The 16,645-nt window shown below is 63.4% G+C and carries 16 protein-coding genes and 1 pseudogene; 10 read left to right on the top strand and 7 right to left on the bottom strand.

Going from position 1 to position 16,645, the window contains the following annotated elements; all coding sequences use genetic code 11:
- Positions 1-159: 159 nt before the first annotated feature.
- Positions 160-603 carry a helix-turn-helix domain-containing protein gene (locus EOB49_RS06415; RefSeq protein WP_245472554.1) on the bottom strand — a complete coding sequence of 148 codons (444 nt, stop codon included), beginning with the start codon at positions 601-603 and terminating at the stop codon, positions 160-162.
- Between the two features lie 78 nt (positions 604-681).
- On the opposite strand from EOB49_RS06415, the gene EOB49_RS06420 reads away from it, so the two are divergent.
- Positions 682-2,868, top strand: coding sequence for a heavy metal translocating P-type ATPase (locus tag EOB49_RS06420; RefSeq protein WP_127380517.1), 2,187 nt, complete (start codon positions 682-684; stop codon positions 2,866-2,868).
- A 6-nt stretch (positions 2,869-2,874) separates the two neighbouring features.
- Here EOB49_RS06420 and EOB49_RS06425 read toward each other — a convergent pair whose 3' ends face one another.
- Positions 2,875-4,059: an MFS transporter gene (locus EOB49_RS06425; protein WP_127380518.1), complete on the bottom strand. Its 1,185-nt coding sequence runs from the start codon at positions 4,057-4,059 to the stop codon at positions 2,875-2,877.
- A 148-nt stretch (positions 4,060-4,207) separates the two neighbouring features.
- Positions 4,208-5,872 carry a Na/Pi cotransporter family protein gene (locus EOB49_RS06430; protein ID WP_127322913.1) on the bottom strand — a complete coding sequence of 555 codons (1,665 nt, stop codon included), beginning with the start codon at positions 5,870-5,872 and terminating at the stop codon, positions 4,208-4,210.
- A 388-nt stretch (positions 5,873-6,260) separates the two neighbouring features.
- Here EOB49_RS06430 and EOB49_RS38770 point away from each other — a divergent pair.
- From EOB49_RS38770 to EOB49_RS06465, 7 genes and pseudogenes are all read left to right on the top strand, one after another.
- Positions 6,261-6,641, top strand: a pseudogene (locus EOB49_RS38770) (RcnB family protein).
- A 136-nt stretch (positions 6,642-6,777) separates the two neighbouring features.
- Positions 6,778-8,712 (top strand): DNA primase, encoded by a 1,935-nt coding sequence (gene dnaG, locus EOB49_RS06440; protein WP_127380519.1) that lies wholly within the window; start codon positions 6,778-6,780, stop codon positions 8,710-8,712.
- A gap of 421 nt (positions 8,713-9,133) precedes the next feature.
- Positions 9,134-11,155 (top strand): RNA polymerase sigma factor RpoD, encoded by a 2,022-nt coding sequence (rpoD, locus tag EOB49_RS06445; RefSeq protein ID WP_013530149.1) that lies wholly within the window; start codon positions 9,134-9,136, stop codon positions 11,153-11,155.
- 181 nt (positions 11,156-11,336) lie between these two features.
- Positions 11,337-11,630 carry a GYD domain-containing protein gene (locus EOB49_RS06450; RefSeq protein WP_027039270.1) on the top strand — a complete coding sequence of 98 codons (294 nt, stop codon included), beginning with the start codon at positions 11,337-11,339 and terminating at the stop codon, positions 11,628-11,630.
- Positions 11,631-11,736: 106 nt separating this feature from the next.
- Positions 11,737-12,006, top strand: a complete 270-nt coding sequence (locus tag EOB49_RS06455) for a DUF333 domain-containing protein (RefSeq protein WP_127380520.1) — start codon at positions 11,737-11,739, stop codon at positions 12,004-12,006.
- Between the two features lie 26 nt (positions 12,007-12,032).
- Complete coding sequence (locus EOB49_RS06460) at positions 12,033-13,097, top strand: DMT family transporter (RefSeq protein ID WP_127380521.1); 1,065 nt, start codon at positions 12,033-12,035, stop codon at positions 13,095-13,097.
- Positions 13,098-13,466: a DCC1-like thiol-disulfide oxidoreductase family protein gene (locus EOB49_RS06465; protein WP_127326291.1), complete on the top strand. Its 369-nt coding sequence runs from the start codon at positions 13,098-13,100 to the stop codon at positions 13,464-13,466.
- A 66-nt stretch (positions 13,467-13,532) separates the two neighbouring features.
- Here the strand turns inward: EOB49_RS06465 and EOB49_RS06470 are convergent, their stop codons facing one another.
- On the bottom strand, positions 13,533-13,790 hold the full coding sequence (locus EOB49_RS06470) for a DUF2798 domain-containing protein (protein WP_127380522.1): 258 nt from the start codon (positions 13,788-13,790) through the stop codon (positions 13,533-13,535).
- Positions 13,791-14,059: 269 nt separating this feature from the next.
- Here EOB49_RS06470 and EOB49_RS06475 point away from each other — a divergent pair, with 269 nt between their 5' ends.
- Together EOB49_RS06475 and EOB49_RS06480 are read left to right on the top strand one after the other, a co-directional pair.
- A complete protein-coding gene (locus EOB49_RS06475; protein ID WP_127380523.1) occupies positions 14,060-14,749 on the top strand; it encodes a PadR family transcriptional regulator in 690 nt (229 codons plus the stop codon).
- A gap of 112 nt (positions 14,750-14,861) precedes the next feature.
- Entirely contained in the window at positions 14,862-15,161 is a 300-nt protein-coding gene (locus tag EOB49_RS06480) for an HlyU family transcriptional regulator (RefSeq protein ID WP_127380524.1), read from the top strand.
- Positions 15,162-15,248: 87 nt separating this feature from the next.
- Here EOB49_RS06480 and EOB49_RS06485 read toward each other — a convergent pair whose 3' ends face one another.
- The 3 genes from EOB49_RS06485 to EOB49_RS06495 all read right to left on the bottom strand — a co-directional run bounded on the left by EOB49_RS06485 (position 15,249) and on the right by EOB49_RS06495 (position 16,499).
- Complete coding sequence (locus tag EOB49_RS06485) at positions 15,249-15,458, bottom strand: hypothetical protein (protein ID WP_127326295.1); 210 nt, start codon at positions 15,456-15,458, stop codon at positions 15,249-15,251.
- A 92-nt stretch (positions 15,459-15,550) separates the two neighbouring features.
- On the bottom strand, positions 15,551-16,186 hold the full coding sequence (locus tag EOB49_RS06490) for an outer membrane lipoprotein carrier protein LolA (protein ID WP_127380525.1): 636 nt from the start codon (positions 16,184-16,186) through the stop codon (positions 15,551-15,553).
- Between the two features lie 49 nt (positions 16,187-16,235).
- Positions 16,236-16,499, bottom strand: coding sequence for a YMGG-like glycine zipper-containing protein (locus EOB49_RS06495; RefSeq protein WP_127268100.1), 264 nt, complete (start codon positions 16,497-16,499; stop codon positions 16,236-16,238).
- Between the last annotated feature and the right edge of the window lie 146 nt (positions 16,500-16,645).

Consider the following 16,645-nt stretch of genomic DNA (forward strand, 5'->3'; position numbering starts at 1 on the left):
CCAGCGATGGGAGCGCGGCCCTTGTCGTAAGAGACTGCGCTTTGGTGGACCGTGCCTCGCCGGGCGAGATCGTTGCGGGGTGATCTCGTCGGATTGAGTTCACCCCCTCATTTCGAACTCGGCGCCGACTTTGACGCGCAAGTTTGTCCTTCGCACCTCTCAACCATGCTCATCGGCGCACAGCGCATGATCCGATAGCGCGCGGATGACGTAGCAGTCGCCGACCGTCTGGCCATTGCAGCACGTGGCGATGCGTTCGAGCTCGGCCTCGAGCCGATTCAACTGGGCAATCTTTTCCCGCACCGAGATCAGTTGCTCCTCGGCGATCTTGTCGGCGTGGCCGCAGGGCTGCTCGGGGTGGCCGCTCAACTCGATCAGGGAGCGGATGTCCTCGACGGCGAAGCCGAGGTCGCGGGCGTGGCGGATGAAGGCCAACCGCTCCAGCTCCTGCCTGGAATAGCGGCGCTGGTTGCCTTCCGAACGCTCGGGTGCGGCAACAAGGCCCATCTGCTCGTAATAGCGGATGGTCGGCACCTTGACCCCGGTGCGGCGCGAGAGATCACCGATGGAAAACTTGAATTTGCCTCTTGAAGCTCTAGTCACTAGAGCAATTACAATGCCTGACATCAGCATTCAAGACCATACGGCGACGCCGCGCGGGCAAGACAGGCAGGTGATGTGATGACGACGCTCCTCAAGCAGGAAACAATCGGGCAGACACGGTTCAAGATCGGCGGCATGGACTGCGCCTCCTGCGCGGCCAAGATCGATACGGCGGTGCGTCGCCTCGACGGCGTCGCCGATGTCTCGGTTTCGGTGACCGGCGCCAGCATGACGGTCAGCCACGGCGGCGCGCTGCCGGAAGACAAGGTGCTGCGGCAGGTGGCGCGGCTCGGCTACGGCATCGTCAAGGCCGAGGCGCACGTATCGCCGATCTCAGACAAGGCGCACGCCGATCACGTCCCCAATGACCATGAAGGCCACGATCATGGCCACGCCGAGCCGGGGCAGGGGTGGTGGCGTTCCCGCCGGACGGTGTTGACGCTGGCCTGCGCGGCAGCGCTTCTCGCCGCCTATGGCATCGGCCATCTGTTCCCAGTGGCGGAGCGCTGGGTCTTCCTTGCCGCCCTGCTGGTCGGCCTGGTGCCGATCGGGCGGCGCGCGCTGATGGCGGCATTGGCCGGCACGCCGTTTTCGATCGAGATGCTGATGACCATAGCGGCGATAGGCGCCGTGATGATCGGCGCCACGGAAGAGGCAGCCGCCGTGGTGGTGCTGTTCCTGATTGGCGAACTTCTGGAAGGTGTCGCAGCCGGCCGGGCGCGGACGAGCATCCAGGGACTTGCGGACCTGGTGCCGAAGACGGCCTTGGTCGAGCGCGCGAGCGGCACATCGGAAGTTCCTGCCGAACGGCTCGGCGTCGGCGACATCATCTTGGTGCGGCCGGGCGACCGCATCCCGGCCGATGGCGAGATCATCGAGGGATCGAGCGATATCGACGAGGCGCCGGTGACCGGCGAGAGCACGCCAAAGCGCAAGGGTGTCGCTGACGCCGTCTTTGCCGGCACCATTAGCACAGACGGCGTGCTCAGGGTTCGCGTGACGGCGGCCGCGTCTGACAACACCATCGCCCGCATCGTGCGGCTGGTGGAGGAGGCGCAGGAAGCCAAGGCACCGACCGAACGCTTCATCGACCGCTTCTCGCGCACCTACACCCCGGCGGTGCTGGCGGTCGGCGCGCTGGTTGCGCTGTTGCCGCCGCTGCTCATTGGCGGCGACTGGAACGAATGGATCTACAAGGGCCTGGCGATCCTGCTGATCGGTTGCCCCTGCGCGCTCGTCATCTCGACGCCGGCGGCAATCGCCGCTGGCCTTGCGACCGGCGCGCGGCGTGGCCTGCTGATGAAAGGCGGTGCGGTGCTGGAAGGGTTTCGCCGGATCACGGCGGTGGCCTTCGACAAGACCGGCACGCTGACCGCGGGCAGGCCCGTGGTGACCGACATCATGGCCTATGGCCGCGATGAACGCACCGTGCTGGCGCTAGCGGCAGCGCTCGAGCAGGGTTCCAGCCATCCGCTGGCCATGGCGATCCTCGACAGGGCCAAGGCTGATGGTGCGCCGGTGCCGCCGGCTCTGGCGGCGAAGGCGATCTCGGGCAAAGGTATCGAGGGCAGCGTCGGTGGCGTCGCCGTCTTCCTCGGCTCCGGTCCGGCGGCGGGCGAACGCGCCGACATGACGCAAGTGCAGCGCCTCGCCGTCGACAGCCTCAACGGGCAGGGCAAGACCGTGTCAGTGCTGGTCGCCGACGGCGTGGTGGCAGGGCTGATCGCCATGCGCGACGAGCCGCGACCGGATGCGGCGGCCGGCATTGCGGCGCTTAAGGCCGAAGGCATCCGCACGATCATGCTGACCGGCGACAATCGCCGCACGGCGCAAGCCATTGCCGCTTCGCTCGGCATCGAGGCTCGGGCGGAGCTGTTGCCTCAGGACAAGCAGCGCATCATCGGTGAATTGCAGCGCGAAGGGCTGAAGATCGCCAAGGTCGGCGATGGCATCAACGACGCACCGGCGCTCGCCGCCGCCGACATCGGCATCGCCATGGGCGGCGGCACCGATGTGGCGCTGGAGACCGCCGATGCGGCAATCCTGCATGGCCGCGTCATGGACGTCGTGCGCATGGTAAGACTGTCGCGGGCGGTGATGGCCAATATCGGCCAGAACATCAGCGTTGCGCTCGGCTTGAAGGCGGTGTTCCTGGTCACCACCATTTTGGGCATCACCGGCCTGTGGCCGGCGATCCTGGCCGATACCGGCGCCACGGTGCTGGTCACCGCCAACGCCATGCGCCTGCTGCGCTGGCGCGGGTGAAGTGGTCTATTCCGCCGGAGCCGTCAGCGGCGGCGTGGCGTGGCTGCGCCCTTCCCAGACATAGGATGCCAGCGCCACCGCGACGGCGACCAGCATGGCTATGGCGCCCAGCAGCGGCAGGCTGCGGTAGCCATAGCCGCTGTTCAGCATCGCGGCGCCCAACGACGCGGCCAGCGCGATGCCGACATTGAAGCCGGACGGAATGAGCGACGAGGCGAGGTTCGAGGCGTCCGCCGTCCAGGCCAGGATGCGGGTCTGGATCGGTGTGCCGATGGCGAAGTTGAGGCCGCCCCAGACGACGATCGCCACAACCATCGGCAGGGGATAGGGGCTGACGGCGTAGATGACGGCCAGCGTCACCGCCTGCAGGGCCAGCATGGTGATCAATGACGGCATCAGCTTCCAGTCGGACAGCTTGCCGCCGAGGAAGACGCCGAGCGTGGCGCCGACGCCGTTGAGCAGCAGCACCCACGGCACCAGGTTCTCGTCGAGCCCGGTGACCTCCAGCAGTGTCGGGGTGATGTAGGTGAACAGGCCGAACTGGCCGATCATCAGCATCAGCATCAGGATCAGCGAAGTCCAGACCTGCTGGCGGGCCAGCACACGGACCTCGCGGGCGAAACCGGCGGGCCTGGCCGATGAGCCGGTGGTGCGCGGCAACAGGGCTGCCATGGCAAGCGTCGCCGCCACGCCGAGCGCGCACATCACCCAGAAGGTGGCGCGCCAGCCCCAGATGTTGCCGATCGCGGTGCCGGCCGGCACGCCGATGACGTTGGAGACGGTGAGGCCAGACAGGATGACGGCGACAGCCATGCCGCGCTGGTCCTCGCGCACGAGACCGACGGCGACGACCATGGCGACGCCGAAATAGGCGCCATGCGCGACCGCCACGGCAATGCGCAACAGTAGCATCGAGGTGAAGTCGGGCGCCAGCGCGCAAGCCGCCTGGCCGATGGTGAAGGCGATGGCGAGGCCGAGCAGCAGGCTCTTGCGCGACAGCGACTTGGTGGCGAGCGCCAGCAGTGGACCGCCGATGGCGATGCCGCAGGCATAGCCGGAGACGAGATAGCCGGCCGAGGGAACCGAGACGCCAAGACCGTGCGCCACTTGCGGCAGCACGCCGGCAATGACGAATTCAGTGGTGCCGAAGGCAAAGGCGGCAATGAACAGCGCAATGAGCGGAAGCGACATGGGGAAGCCTTAGCTGGAACGGCCTCAAACCACGGATGAGCGTCGCGGGCAATCCAGAAATTTTTGTCGCGAGTTTAGGTTTTCTTCAGTGGGGGCGCGAGGCGATGAAGCGCCAATCTCCCTCACGAGGGGGGAGATCGGCTGCTTCTCAGCTCGCCTTCAACCTGGATCCAGTCAGCAGACCGCGCTCTTCGAGCACCGGATAGGCCATCGAGGCCAGCAGCGAATTGATCTGCTTCAGGTCGCGGATGGTGTCGAGATGGATCGAGCTGGTCTCGACGCTCTTGGCAGTGCCGTCGCGCAGGCGCACGAAATGGCTGGCGCTGGTTTCTTTTTCGCGGTCGCGAAGCCGGTCTTTTTCCAGCACCAACTGGCGGGCGGTCTCGGGATCGCGCGACACCAGAACGTTGAAGGCAAGCCGCGCATTGGCCAGCACCGAGCTATGGAAGGCGCACAGCTCGGCCCAGCCCTCGTCGGTGAATTCCAGTCCGCGCTCGAACTTCTTTTTCACATGCACCAGCATGTTGCGCACGATGATGTCGCCGACCTGCTCCAGCTTGACGCAGGCGCCGATCAGCTCCTGGCAGCGTAGCGCCTCGTCCTCGGTCAGCGCGTTCCTGGTCAACTTGGCGAGGTAGAGCTTGATCGCGGCGTGCTTGCGGTCGACGCGGTCGTCGAGTGCGGCCAGCGCTTTAATCTTGTCGGCGTCGGCGCTTTCATAGAGTTCGATGATGCGCTTGAGCATGATCTCGATCGTCTCGCAGACCCGCACCACCTCGCGGGTGGCATTGGCAAGCGCCTGGCTCGGCACGTCGAGCGCGCTTTCGTTGAGCGCGGACAGCTCGACGACGTCAAGCGAGGCGGCCGGCACGGGCTTGGTGCCAAGTGCGACGATCTTCTCCGAAGCGCGGTAGACAAACCCTGCCAGTGGCAGGCCGGCGAGCAGGATCAGCACATTGAACAGGATGTGGGCATTGACGATCTGGTCCGCCGCCGTCGAACCGAGAAAGGCGAAGTGCGGCCTGAAGATCATGACCAGGATCAGCATGACAAGCGAGCCAAGCCCGCGCATCAGGAGATTGCCGATCGGCACGACGCGCACTTCGGGGCTCGACGAGCGGGTCAGCATCGGCGCGATGATCGAGGAGCCGAGGTTGACGCCGAGGATAAGAACAACGCCGAGTTCAGGCGTGATCAGGCCGCGGCCTGCCAGCGTCGCCATCAACAGCACCGCCGCGATGCTCGACTGGAACAGCCAGGTGATCAGCGCCGCCAGCAGATAGGCGGTGATGGAATCGGTCGAGAAGTAGTTGATGATGACCGGCATGAGCTGGCTGTTGCGCAGCGGCTCAGACGCCTGTCCGATCATCTCCAGCGACAGGATCAAAAGGCCGATGCCGACGAGGATGCGGCCGGTCTGGCGCCAGTCGCGCCGCTCGGTGGCCATGAACATGACCGTGCCGGTGATCAGGCACAGCGGCACCAGCAAGGTGAGGTCGAAGGTCAGCAGCTTGACCACCAGCGCAGAGCCGATCTCGGCGCCGCGCACTGCCAATTGGCCCGCGGCGCCCGAGACGATGCCAGAGCCGGCGAAGGAGCCGACCAGCAGCGTGACGGCGGTGGAGCTTTGCAGGGCGATGGCAAGGCCGGTGCCGGCCAGCACCGCCATGATCGGATTGCGCATGGTGGCGCGCAGGCGATGGCGCAGCACGTCGCCATAGGCGCGTTCGACGCCGGTCTTCACCATGCGGGTGGCAAACAGCATCAGCGCCACGGCGCCGGCCAGGTGCAGAAGGACGACGGACCCGCTCATTTCGTCCCCCGCATGCAAACAGGATGCGCGTCCTGTTTGGCGTGGCGATCAGAAGGGAAAACGAGGGTACGAATCATGTTCATGGCGGTGGCTTATAATAGCTCGAATATTTTAGCCGGATAATAAAATCTTGTCGATTTCAAGGGCCGTTGCAGCGCGACGGGCGGTGTCGGAAAATGGACGGACGCGCAAATGGTTGCATTGCGGGGCGGGCGCGAAGCAACGGATAGGCCGAGTTAGCAGCGCGACAGACTCCTGACCTTTGCGATTATGTTCAGCTCTATCGGGTAAATCAAGGAATTCATTACGCAATTGTAATGCAGGCGTTCAGTTTCGGTTCATCGGTGGCCCGCTATTCCTCTGGCATCGACAACCAAGGAGACTTCTCTTGAAACGCATTGTCCTTTCCGCACTCGCTTTCTCGATGCTGGCCGCTACGTCGCTCACCGGCCAAGCCGCACCACTGAACGCACCGAACGCTCCGCAGTCGAACTAGAGCCAGGTCGACTGGCAAAAGCCCAACAACAGGGATGTCAAGAAGCGCTTCATCCAGAAGCGCGTCATCCATAAGAAGGTCATCGTAAAGCGCAACAACTGGCGCAACGGCCACAAATATTCAGGCTGGAGACAGCACCAGCCGATCCGCGACTACGGCCGCTACGGCCTGCATCGTCCCGGCCGCGGCCAGGAATGGATCCGCGTCGGCAACGACTATGTGTTGGTCGGTGTGCTCTCCGGCGTCATTTTCGGCGCGCTTGCCGCGTACTGATCGCTCCCCAGGCGGATATTGGAAAGAGGCGGCCCGCAACGGCCGCCTCTTTTGCCTGTGGAAACCGGGTATGGCCCGCATTAAGGGTCGTCGGATTTCGCGGGTATGATTATATAATCGGGAAACGAGTTCCCCGATGCGCTTTCCACCCGCCTTCCTCGACGAGATACGCGACCGCGTGCCGATTTCATCGGTGATCGGCCAGCGCGTTGCGTGGGACAGGAAGAAAACCAGCGCGCCGCGCGGCGACTATTGGGCGTGCTGCCCGTTTCATGGCGAGAAGAGCCCATCCTTCCACTGCGAGGACAAGAAGGGCCGCTATCACTGTTTCGGCTGCTCGGTTTCGGGCGATCATTTCAAGTTCCTCACCGAACTCGATGGGATGAGCTTTCCCGAAGCGGTCGAAAAGATCGCCGACATGGCCGGTGTGCCGATGCCGGTTCGCGATGCGCAGGAGGAGCGGCGCGAAAAGGAACGCGCCAGCCTGACCGACGTCATGGAGATGGCCACCACCTTCTTCCAGGAACGGCTGCAGGGGCCGGAAGGCGCCAAGGCGCGTGCCTATCTGCGCGACCGCGGACTGACGCCGGCGACGCAGCAATCGTTCCGGCTCGGTTTTGCGCCCGACAGCCGCAATGCGCTGAAGGAGCATCTCGCCGCCAAGGGCGTGCCCAAGGCCGACATCGAGGCTTGTGGACTGGTGCGCCACGGTGACGACATCCCGGTTTCCTATGACTGGTTCCGTGACCGCATCATGTTCCCGATTCCGGATTCCCGGGGCAAGATCATCGCCTTCGGCGGCCGTGCTTTGCAGCCGGACGCGCTGGCCAAATACATGAACTCGCCTGACACCGAGCTCTTCCACAAGGGCAACGTACTCTATAATTTCGCCCGCGCCCGCAAGGCCTTGGCCAAGGGCGGCACGGTCATCGCCGTCGAAGGCTATATGGACGTGATCGCGCTGGCGCAGGCCGGCTTCGAGAATGTCGTGGCGCCGCTCGGCACCGCGCTTACCGAGAACCAGCTCGAACTGCTCTGGCGCATGGCGCCGGAGCCGATGCTGTGCTTCGACGGCGACAAGGCCGGGCTTAAGGCAGCGTGGCGGGCCGCCGACATGGCGCTGCCATCTGTGCAGGCCGGCCGTTCGGCGCGCTTCGCGCTGCTGCCGGAAGGCAAGGATCCCGACGATCTGGTCAAGGCCGAAGGACCGGATGCGTTTCGTAGCGTTCTGGCCGAGGCGCGGCCGCTGGTCGACCTTTTGTGGATGCGTGAGACGGCGGGCGGCGTCTTCGATACGCCGGAGCGGCGGGCCGAACTCGAGAAGACGCTGCGCGAGCTGACCAGCCGCATCCGCGACGAAAGCCTGCGCTACCACTACCAGCAGGAGATGCGCGAGCGTGTGCTGAGCTTCTTCGGCTCGCAGCGCAGTGGGCGTCAAGGTCGGCAGGACTGGAAACAGGGCCAGGGCAAGACGGCCGCGCCCGGCGGGCAGTTCGCCAAAGGCGGTGGCGGCCGCATTGCGATCACCGAAAGCCTCGGCCAGTCGGCTTTGGTCAAGCGCGGCGGCGAGGGGATGTCGGTGCGCGAGGCGACGATCATCGTCGCGTTGATCAACCATCCGGCGCTGATCGACGAGAATTTCGCCCATATCGAGTTCCTCGATCTCGCCAACTCCGACCTGAGGCGGCTGCATGCGGCAATCCTCGATGCAATGGCGCATGACATGGCCAATGACCGTCAGGCGGTGATTGCGACGATCGAACGCGCCGGCTGCGCCGAGATCTGGGAGCGGGCCGTCGGGCTGATCCGGCGGATGCGGCAATGGCCGGCGCTGGAGACCGCCGCCCTTGAAGATGCCCGCGATGCTTTCAGCCAGGCGCTGCACTTGCAGCGCAGCGCGCGCACCTTACATAAGGAGCTGAAACAGGCGGAAGCGGCGCTCGCCACCGATCCCACAGACGAAAACTACCGGCATCTGATCGAAATTCAGGCGCAATTCCAGGATGTGCAGGCCACGGAAGCGCTGATCGAAGGGTTTGGCGTCTCCTCGGGCAGGGCTGGGCGAGCTTAGTTGGAAGCGAGTGAATTGAGAAAGCGTCGTTGCGCGTCCAAATGGCGCGTAACGGGCTAAGTCGGGTAATTGATTCGCTTTTTTCATGCGAATCATGCGAGAGGCGCTTGACCTTCTGGCAGATTGGCGGAATCAGGACGATTCGAAACGTTAACCCGACCCGCGTCGACGGGAAATAAGCGATGTGAGGTACTGGTCACTGGACAGGCAGCCCGCCTGCCACAGATATCAGGGTTAATCTGGACTTAATGCATGTCGCCCAAAAGGGGAAACCGATTTGGGCAACGACATACACCAAACGAAACGAGTTGATGCAGTTACTGGCCCGGTGAAGCGCGTTTCATAAGCGAGCGCATCCGATTTGACTGGTCCGACAGCTTACGCGGCTTTGAAGTTCGGCCGCTAGGAGAAGATAAAGACTATGGCGACAAAGGAAAAGGAAGAGGTCGAAACCGAACGCGAAGGCGCCACCGATGGCCCTCTGCTCGACCTTTCCGATGATGCTGTCAAGAAGATGATCAAGGCCGCCAAGAAGCGCGGCTATGTCACCATGGACGAGCTGAATTCGGTGCTGCCCTCAGAGGAAGTGACCTCCGAGCAGATCGAGGACACGATGGCGATGCTGTCCGACATGGGCATCAACGTGGTCGAGGACGACGAGCAGGGCGAGGAGCCCGAGGCCGCCGACACCGCGGCCGATGCCGAGGAAGACGCCAACGAGTTGGCTGAGCAGACCGGCACCGCGGTCGCCGCCACCACCACCAAGAAAGAACCGACCGATCGCACCGACGATCCGGTGCGCATGTATCTGCGCGAGATGGGCTCGGTCGAGCTGTTGTCGCGCGAGGGCGAAATTGCCATCGCCAAGCGCATCGAGGCCGGCCGCGAGACGATGATCGCGGGTCTGTGCGAAAGCCCGCTGACCTTCCAGGCCATCATCATCTGGCGCGACGAACTCAACGAATCCAAGATCCTGCTGCGTGAGATCATCGATCTCGAAGCCACCTATGCCGGCCCCGAGGCCAAACAGGCGCCGGTGGTCGAGCGCGTCGAGGAAGCCAAGGTCGAGGACAAGCCGCGCCGTTCGCGCGACGACGAAGACGACATCACGAATGTCGGCGCCGATACGCGTGGGCTGACGGATGACGACGACGAAGACGAGGACGAAGCGAGCCTGTCGCTGGCCGCGATGGAAGCGGAACTCCGCCCCCAGGTGATGGAGACGCTCGACGTTATCGCCGACACCTACAAAAAGCTGCGCAAGCTGCAGGACCAGCAGGTCGAGAACCGTCTGGCCGCCGCCGGCACGCTGTCGCCCAGCCAGGACCGCCGGCTGAAGGAGCTCAAGGACCAGCTGATCAAGGCGGTGAAGTCGCTGTCGCTCAACACGGCGCGCATCGAGGCGCTGGTCGAGCAGCTCTACGACATCAACAAGCGCCTGGTGCAGAACGAAGGCAAGCTGCTCAGGCTGGCCGAAAGCTACGGCGTGCGCCGCGAAGAGTTCCTGAAGGAATATCAGGGTTCCGAGCTCGACCCGAACTGGACGCGCTCGATCGGCAATCTGACCTCGCGCGGCTGGAAGGAATTCACCAAGAACGAGAAGGATGCGATCAAGGACCTGCGCGCCGAGATCCAGAACCTCGCCACCGAAACGGCGATCTCGATCCTGGAATTCCGCAAGATCGTCAATCAGGTGCAGAAAGGCGAGCGCGAAGCGGCGATCGCCAAGAAGGAAATGGTCGAAGCCAATCTGCGCCTCGTCATCTCCATCGCCAAGAAGTACACCAATCGCGGCCTGCAGTTCCTCGACCTGATCCAGGAAGGCAATATCGGCCTGATGAAGGCGGTCGACAAATTCGAATACCGCCGTGGTTACAAGTTCTCGACCTACGCGACGTGGTGGATCCGGCAGGCGATCACGCGTTCGATCGCCGATCAGGCTCGCACCATCCGTATTCCGGTGCACATGATCGAGACGATCAACAAGATCGTGCGCACCTCGCGCCAGATGCTGCACGAGATCGGCCGCGAACCGACGCCGGAAGAACTGGCCGAAAAGCTCGCCATGCCGCTCGAAAAGGTGCGCAAGGTCCTGAAGATCGCCAAGGAGCCGATCTCGCTCGAAACGCCGGTCGGCGACGAGGAGGATTCGCATCTGGGCGATTTCATCGAAGACAAGATGGCGATCCTGCCGATCGACGCGGCGATCCAGGCCAATCTGCGCGAGACCACCACGCGCGTGCTGGCCTCGCTGACGCCGCGCGAGGAGCGCGTGCTCAGAATGCGCTTCGGTATCGGCATGAACACCGACCACACGCTGGAAGAAGTCGGCCAGCAGTTCTCGGTCACCCGCGAGCGTATCCGCCAGATCGAAGCCAAGGCGCTGCGCAAGCTCAAGCACCCGAGCAGGTCGCGCAAGCTGCGCAGCTTCCTGGATAGCTGAGACTTACCGATGCAAAAAGTTCAAGGGCGCCGATGGCGCCCTTTTTTGTTGTGGGGCGCACTCTTGCGGGCGAGGCCCTTCGGGAGGATAATTTCGGTATCGGATGCATTTTCTGGGCGACAACCCGGATGCCCGCCCCGGCGAAGCCGCCGTGCTCCGTGGCCCCGGAGGGAGGTGTGCCATGACAAGCTACATCGTGCTGATGAACTGGACGGAGCAAGGTGCCAGGAACGTACGCGAGTCACCGAAGCGGCTCGACGCCGCCAGGAGGCAACTGGGAGACATGGGCGGATCGTTCAAAGCGTTCTACCTGACCATGGGCGAATACGATATGGTGGCGGTGGTCGAAGCGCCCGACGACGCGGTGCTGGCGCGCTTCTCGCTGATGCTGGCGGCAGCGGGCAATGTCAGGACGCGGACGCTGAAGGCCTTTCCCGAATTAGCCTACCGCGAGATCATCACCTCGCTCGGGTGAAGGAATCGGCAGGGTTTCTCGAAGTCGCTGGTTGGTGCCGGCCTGGTGGCGCTTTGCCGCAAGACGGGGCGCTTCGCCGTGATAGAATGCGGCCGGGGAGATCGCGATGAAGAAGGTTTCGATATTGGTCGCCAGCTTTGCCGCTTTGTCCTCGCTGCCGTTTTCCGCCGGCGCCAGTGCGCAAAAACCGGTCGGCATGGCCAATCCGGCATCCGTCCATTGTGGCGATATCGGCGGGCGCTCGATGATCAGGAAGGACAAGGCCGGCAACGAATATAAGTTTTGCCGCTTGCCCAACGGGCGCCTTTGCGAGGAGTGGGCGCTGTTTCGCGACAACAAGTGCGTCGGGCCGAAGGCGGCCATGCGCCGCAAGTGACACACCTGCCATCATAGGGTGAAATCATGTCCGAACCGCATTCCCATTCGCATCTGTGGCCCGGCGTGCCACTCGCGCTTGGCTCGGCCGCCCTGTTCGGGGCGACGCCGCCGCTCAGCAAGCTGCTGCTCAATGGCGTCAATCCCTTCATGCTGGCCGGGCTGCTCTATCTCGGTGCCGGTCTTGGCCTCGCTCTGTACCGCCTGCTTCGGGGCAGGCAGGCCGTGGCCGGGGAGGCGCAACTGACCGCTGGGGATATTCCCTGGCTGGCGCTGGCGATCGGCATGGGCGGCGTTATCGCGCCGGTGCTGCTGATGTTCGGCTTGACCCTCAACACGGCGTCCAGTTCGGCGCTGCTGCTCAATCTGGAAGGGCTGGCGACGATGGCGATCGCCTGGCTCGTCTATCGCGAGAATGTCGACCGGCGCCTGCTTTTTGGCGCCTTCGCCATTCTGGCGGGTGCCATTCTTCTGTCGTGGCAAGGTGAGGGCGTCGCCTTCAACCGTGGCGCCCTGATGGTGGCAGGGGCTTGTCTGGCCTGGGGGATCGACAACAATTTCACGCGCAGGATCTCCGCCACCGACCCGGTGGTGATCGCCATGCTCAAAGGGCTGGTGGCGGGTGTCGTCAATGTCGGGCTGGCGCTTGCCGGCGGGGCCTTGTTTCCCCCGGCGTCGGTCATTGCAGCGACCGCCGCAGTCGGTTTCTTCGGCATTGGGGTCAGCCTGGTGATGTTCATCGTGGCGCTGCGTCATCTGGGCACCGCCCGGACAGGGGCCTATTACTCGCTCGCTCCCTTCATCGGCGCGTTGCTGGCAATCGCCATCCTGGGTGACGCCGTCACGCTCAAGCTTGCGGCCGCCGGAGTTCTGATGGGCGTTGGCCTATGGCTGCATTTGTCGGAACGCCATGAGCATGAGCACGACCATGAGGAACTGGAACACGAGCACAGCCATGTGCATGACGAGCACCACCAGCACCATCATGACGGGCCGGTGAGCGAGCCGCATTCGCACTGGCACCGGCATGCCCCGATGCGCCACCGGCATCCGCATTATCCCGACCTGCACCACAGGCATGGCCACGGATAGATGCTGACCGTCTGGTACAACACGCGCTGCCCGGTCTGCGATGCCGGTATCAGCAGGCAGAAGCGGCGGCTGATCGAGGCGGTCAAGGCCGGGCGGATCGAGTTCCGAGACATCAATCTTGAACCGGCAGCGCTTGCCGGACATGGCGCGTCGCTTGAGGACATCCGCCGCCGGCTGCACGCCACCGATGCGGCGGGCAGGCTGCTGGTCGGCGCCGACGTTGCCATCGCCGTGTGGAAGGTCACGCCGGGCGAAGGCTGGCTGGCGATGGTGTTCGGCAATCCGGTTGCCTTGCCGGTGACACGCTTTGCCTACGACCGCTTCGCCGATCTTCTCTATGCCTGGAACCGCCGCAAGGGTCGCTGGTAGCGGTTCGTCATTGATGACCGCAGGGCAAAAGGTCCGGAGGACATCTCCGGACCTTTTTCGTGCGCGCTATCGGCTGGCCGGCTTGCACAGCGCGCCGACGATGCGGCGCACTATCGGCAGCACCAGCAGCAGCGTCGGAAACGCCACCAACCACGACAGACCCCAGGCGGTCAGCCAGATGGACGGCAGCTCGGGGTGGAAGCCAAGGCTTTTCAACGTCGAGATGAACGAGACGATGAAGGTCATCAACAGCAACAGCACCAGCGGGCTGAGAACAGCGGCATAGCGCGCAGGCAGTTTCCTGCGCTGATATCTTGCATTCATTTCGGGTGTTCCCTGAAAGTGTCCGGTCCGTCGCATTGGCATCCATTCGCCGGTGGCCGGCAAAATTGCCCGGAAGACCGGGTTGGATGCGTTGCTTGACGTCAGACGCTTACGGAGCAGCCGAGGCGCTCGCCGGCCTTCTAGCGGCACGTTCCAGTGAAAGCAAGCCTCTGGCGCCGCATTCAGATACATCGTAAGATATATCTTGACTCCGTCGATTGGCTTGCCTAACTAAGATATATCGTAAGATACAACTCAAGGAGCAATCAATGCACAAACATTTTGGGAACAATCATTTCGGCGAACGCATGTTCATGCACATGGCCGGCAAATTTGGTGGCAGAGGGGGCGGCGGTTTTGGCCCGTTCGGGCAGGGCGGTCGCGGTGGCGGGCGCGGCGGCCCGGGCGACATGTTCCGCGCCGGGCGCATGCTGGCCGACGGCGACCTCAAGCTGATCACGTTGTCGCTGCTGGCCGAGGCGCCGCGCCACGGCTACGACATCATCAAGGCCCTGGAAGAGCGCACCAGCGGCATCTACAGCCCGAGCCCGGGCGTGGTCTACCCGACGCTGACCTTCCTGGAAGAGGCCGGCTATGCCGCCTCCGCCGCCGACGGCAACAAGAAGGTGTTTTCGATCACCGAAGCTGGTCAGGCGCATCTCGCCGACAACCGCGAGATGATCGATGGCGTGCTCGACCATCTCGAGCGCTTCGGCCGCAAAATGGCCAAGGCGCGCGACTGGTTCGGCTGGAACGACGAGAGTGAAGAGGGCGGGCGTCGTGGCGGCCGGGGTAGCCGCGGGGATCGTTCGGAAGCGCGCGACGAATTCCGCGGAGTCCGCCACCGACTGCGCGAGGCTCTGGGCGACTTCGTCGACGCCCCGGCCGACAAGCAGGCCGAGGCGATCGCCATCCTCGAAGCCGCCGCCGAGGCGCTGGAAGCGCTGTCGCACAAGTAAGCTCGTCCAGCCGACCGGACGCAGCCCTTGCCCGCTGGGCCAAGGACCGATAGTGAAATTCATCCCGCGTCACTCTACATGGTGCGGGATGAATGCTGTTGGAGGAAGCCCGATGTCTTTTCTGAAGCGTCTTTTCGGCGGTGGTGGCGGCGGGACCCAGGCGGCTGAGCCGACGAGTCCAGCGCCAGCCAAGCAGGTCGAGCACAAGGGCTTCCTGATCAGCGCCACGCCCTACAAGGCGGATGGCCAGTACCAGACGTGCGGCGTCGTCTCCAAGGAGATCGACGGTGTGGCGAAGGAACACAAATTCATCCGCGCAGACCGTTTCGCCGGGCTCGACGATGCCGTCGACATCTCGATCAAGAAGGGCATCCAACTGGTCGACGAGCAGGGCGACCGGATTTTTGGGTAGATCACCGCCAGCAGGGCACTGCCTAACCATGCCGGCCTTTGCACCACGATGGGCCTCTCGGTCCGGGTTGACCTGACCGCCGGCGAATCAACTCGTCCTGGCGGGATCGATCGTCATCAGGCGGGTCCTGGCCTCGATCAGATGCCTTCTCGCGGCCCTTATCCGGCCGCACAATGCCAGATTAAGAGCGACGCCGCCTTCCTCGTCGAGTAAGTCATTCGCGCGCTTCAGAGAGTGCTCAGCTCTCCTTATGCGCAGTCTGGCGTTGGCCGCTTCGATGCTGTGAATTTCAATCATTGTGCCGCGTCCTTTGCGGTTCCGGTCCCTTCACGGATTAAACCGCCGCTGATCATATTGGTTCCGGTGCTGTGACCATTCTGCGGCCGCCGCTATTTCGTTGTGGTGTTGAATTCACGGTTCGCCGCATAATCGATAACGAAGGTGCCCTCGGGAGCGCGAACGCCCTGCTTCACATTCGATATAGTCACCGTTGTGGTAAGTCCCTTCTCGTCGGTGAGGCTCCATCTGCGCAGATCGAGCGATTTTCTGTCGAACACCATGGAGATGTTCGAATTGCCGAAAGCCGATCTGTCGGCCAGCTTAACGGTAACTTGGGCGCCGTCGTCTCTGATGCTCTTGAGGCGACTGCCGGAGAAGTCGACCTTGTTGTCGAGCAGCAGCTTCAGCGGCGTCTTCGAGAGAGCATAGAGCCGCGATGTCTTCAGTTTCCTGTTGTAAACCACCAGGGATTTACCATCCGCAATCACGCTGATCCCAGATTGGCCAGCATAATTGAACCGGATCTTGCCCGGGCGTTGGAGAAAAAACCTGCCATGTTTTGTTTCCGCCTTCGGGCCCGACTGCACGAAATCCCCTGACATGGATTTCACCGATGAGAAGTGATCGGCAATCGTCTTCGCATCAACCGGCGCGGCCGAAATCGCAATCGTGGACGCGATATTCACTGCGGCAGCGCCGACAGCGGCAAACAAGAAACCCGGCAGCTTTTTGATCCGATAGGCCATTCGACTACTCCTGGCAGACGCGTGATCGAAGGAGATCACGCGCCTTGGATCAGTAGCCGTCTGGGCACCGCGCGACGTAAACCCGGCCGTACCGATCGCGATATCTGCACTGGCCGGCTTCGCTCGCGTGGCCGATGACGGCCCCGGCTATCGCTCCCACCGCACCGCCAACAACCGCCCCTTCCACAGGGTCTCCGGCCACCGCGGCGCCTACGGCCGCGCCACCCAAGCCGCCGACAGCGGCGCCTTGTTCGGTACGGGAGCACGCCGAGAGCGGAATGAGCAGGCTCAAAATGAGCAGCGTCTTTTTCATCGTTTCTCTCCTGAGGCTACTATTAGCCAAAGCTTAAATGCTTAAGAGAGCTTTTCGATCCATCGACCGTTGCCTGCCATTCAAGCCTGGCCGTGGCGGAGCCGCGTGCCTTCGGCTCAAATGGTACCCTCACTGGTGTGGATGGG

The sequence above is a fragment of the Mesorhizobium sp. M7A.F.Ca.MR.148.00.0.0 genome, assembly GCF_003997735.1.
Taxonomy (GTDB): domain Bacteria; phylum Pseudomonadota; class Alphaproteobacteria; order Rhizobiales; family Rhizobiaceae; genus Mesorhizobium.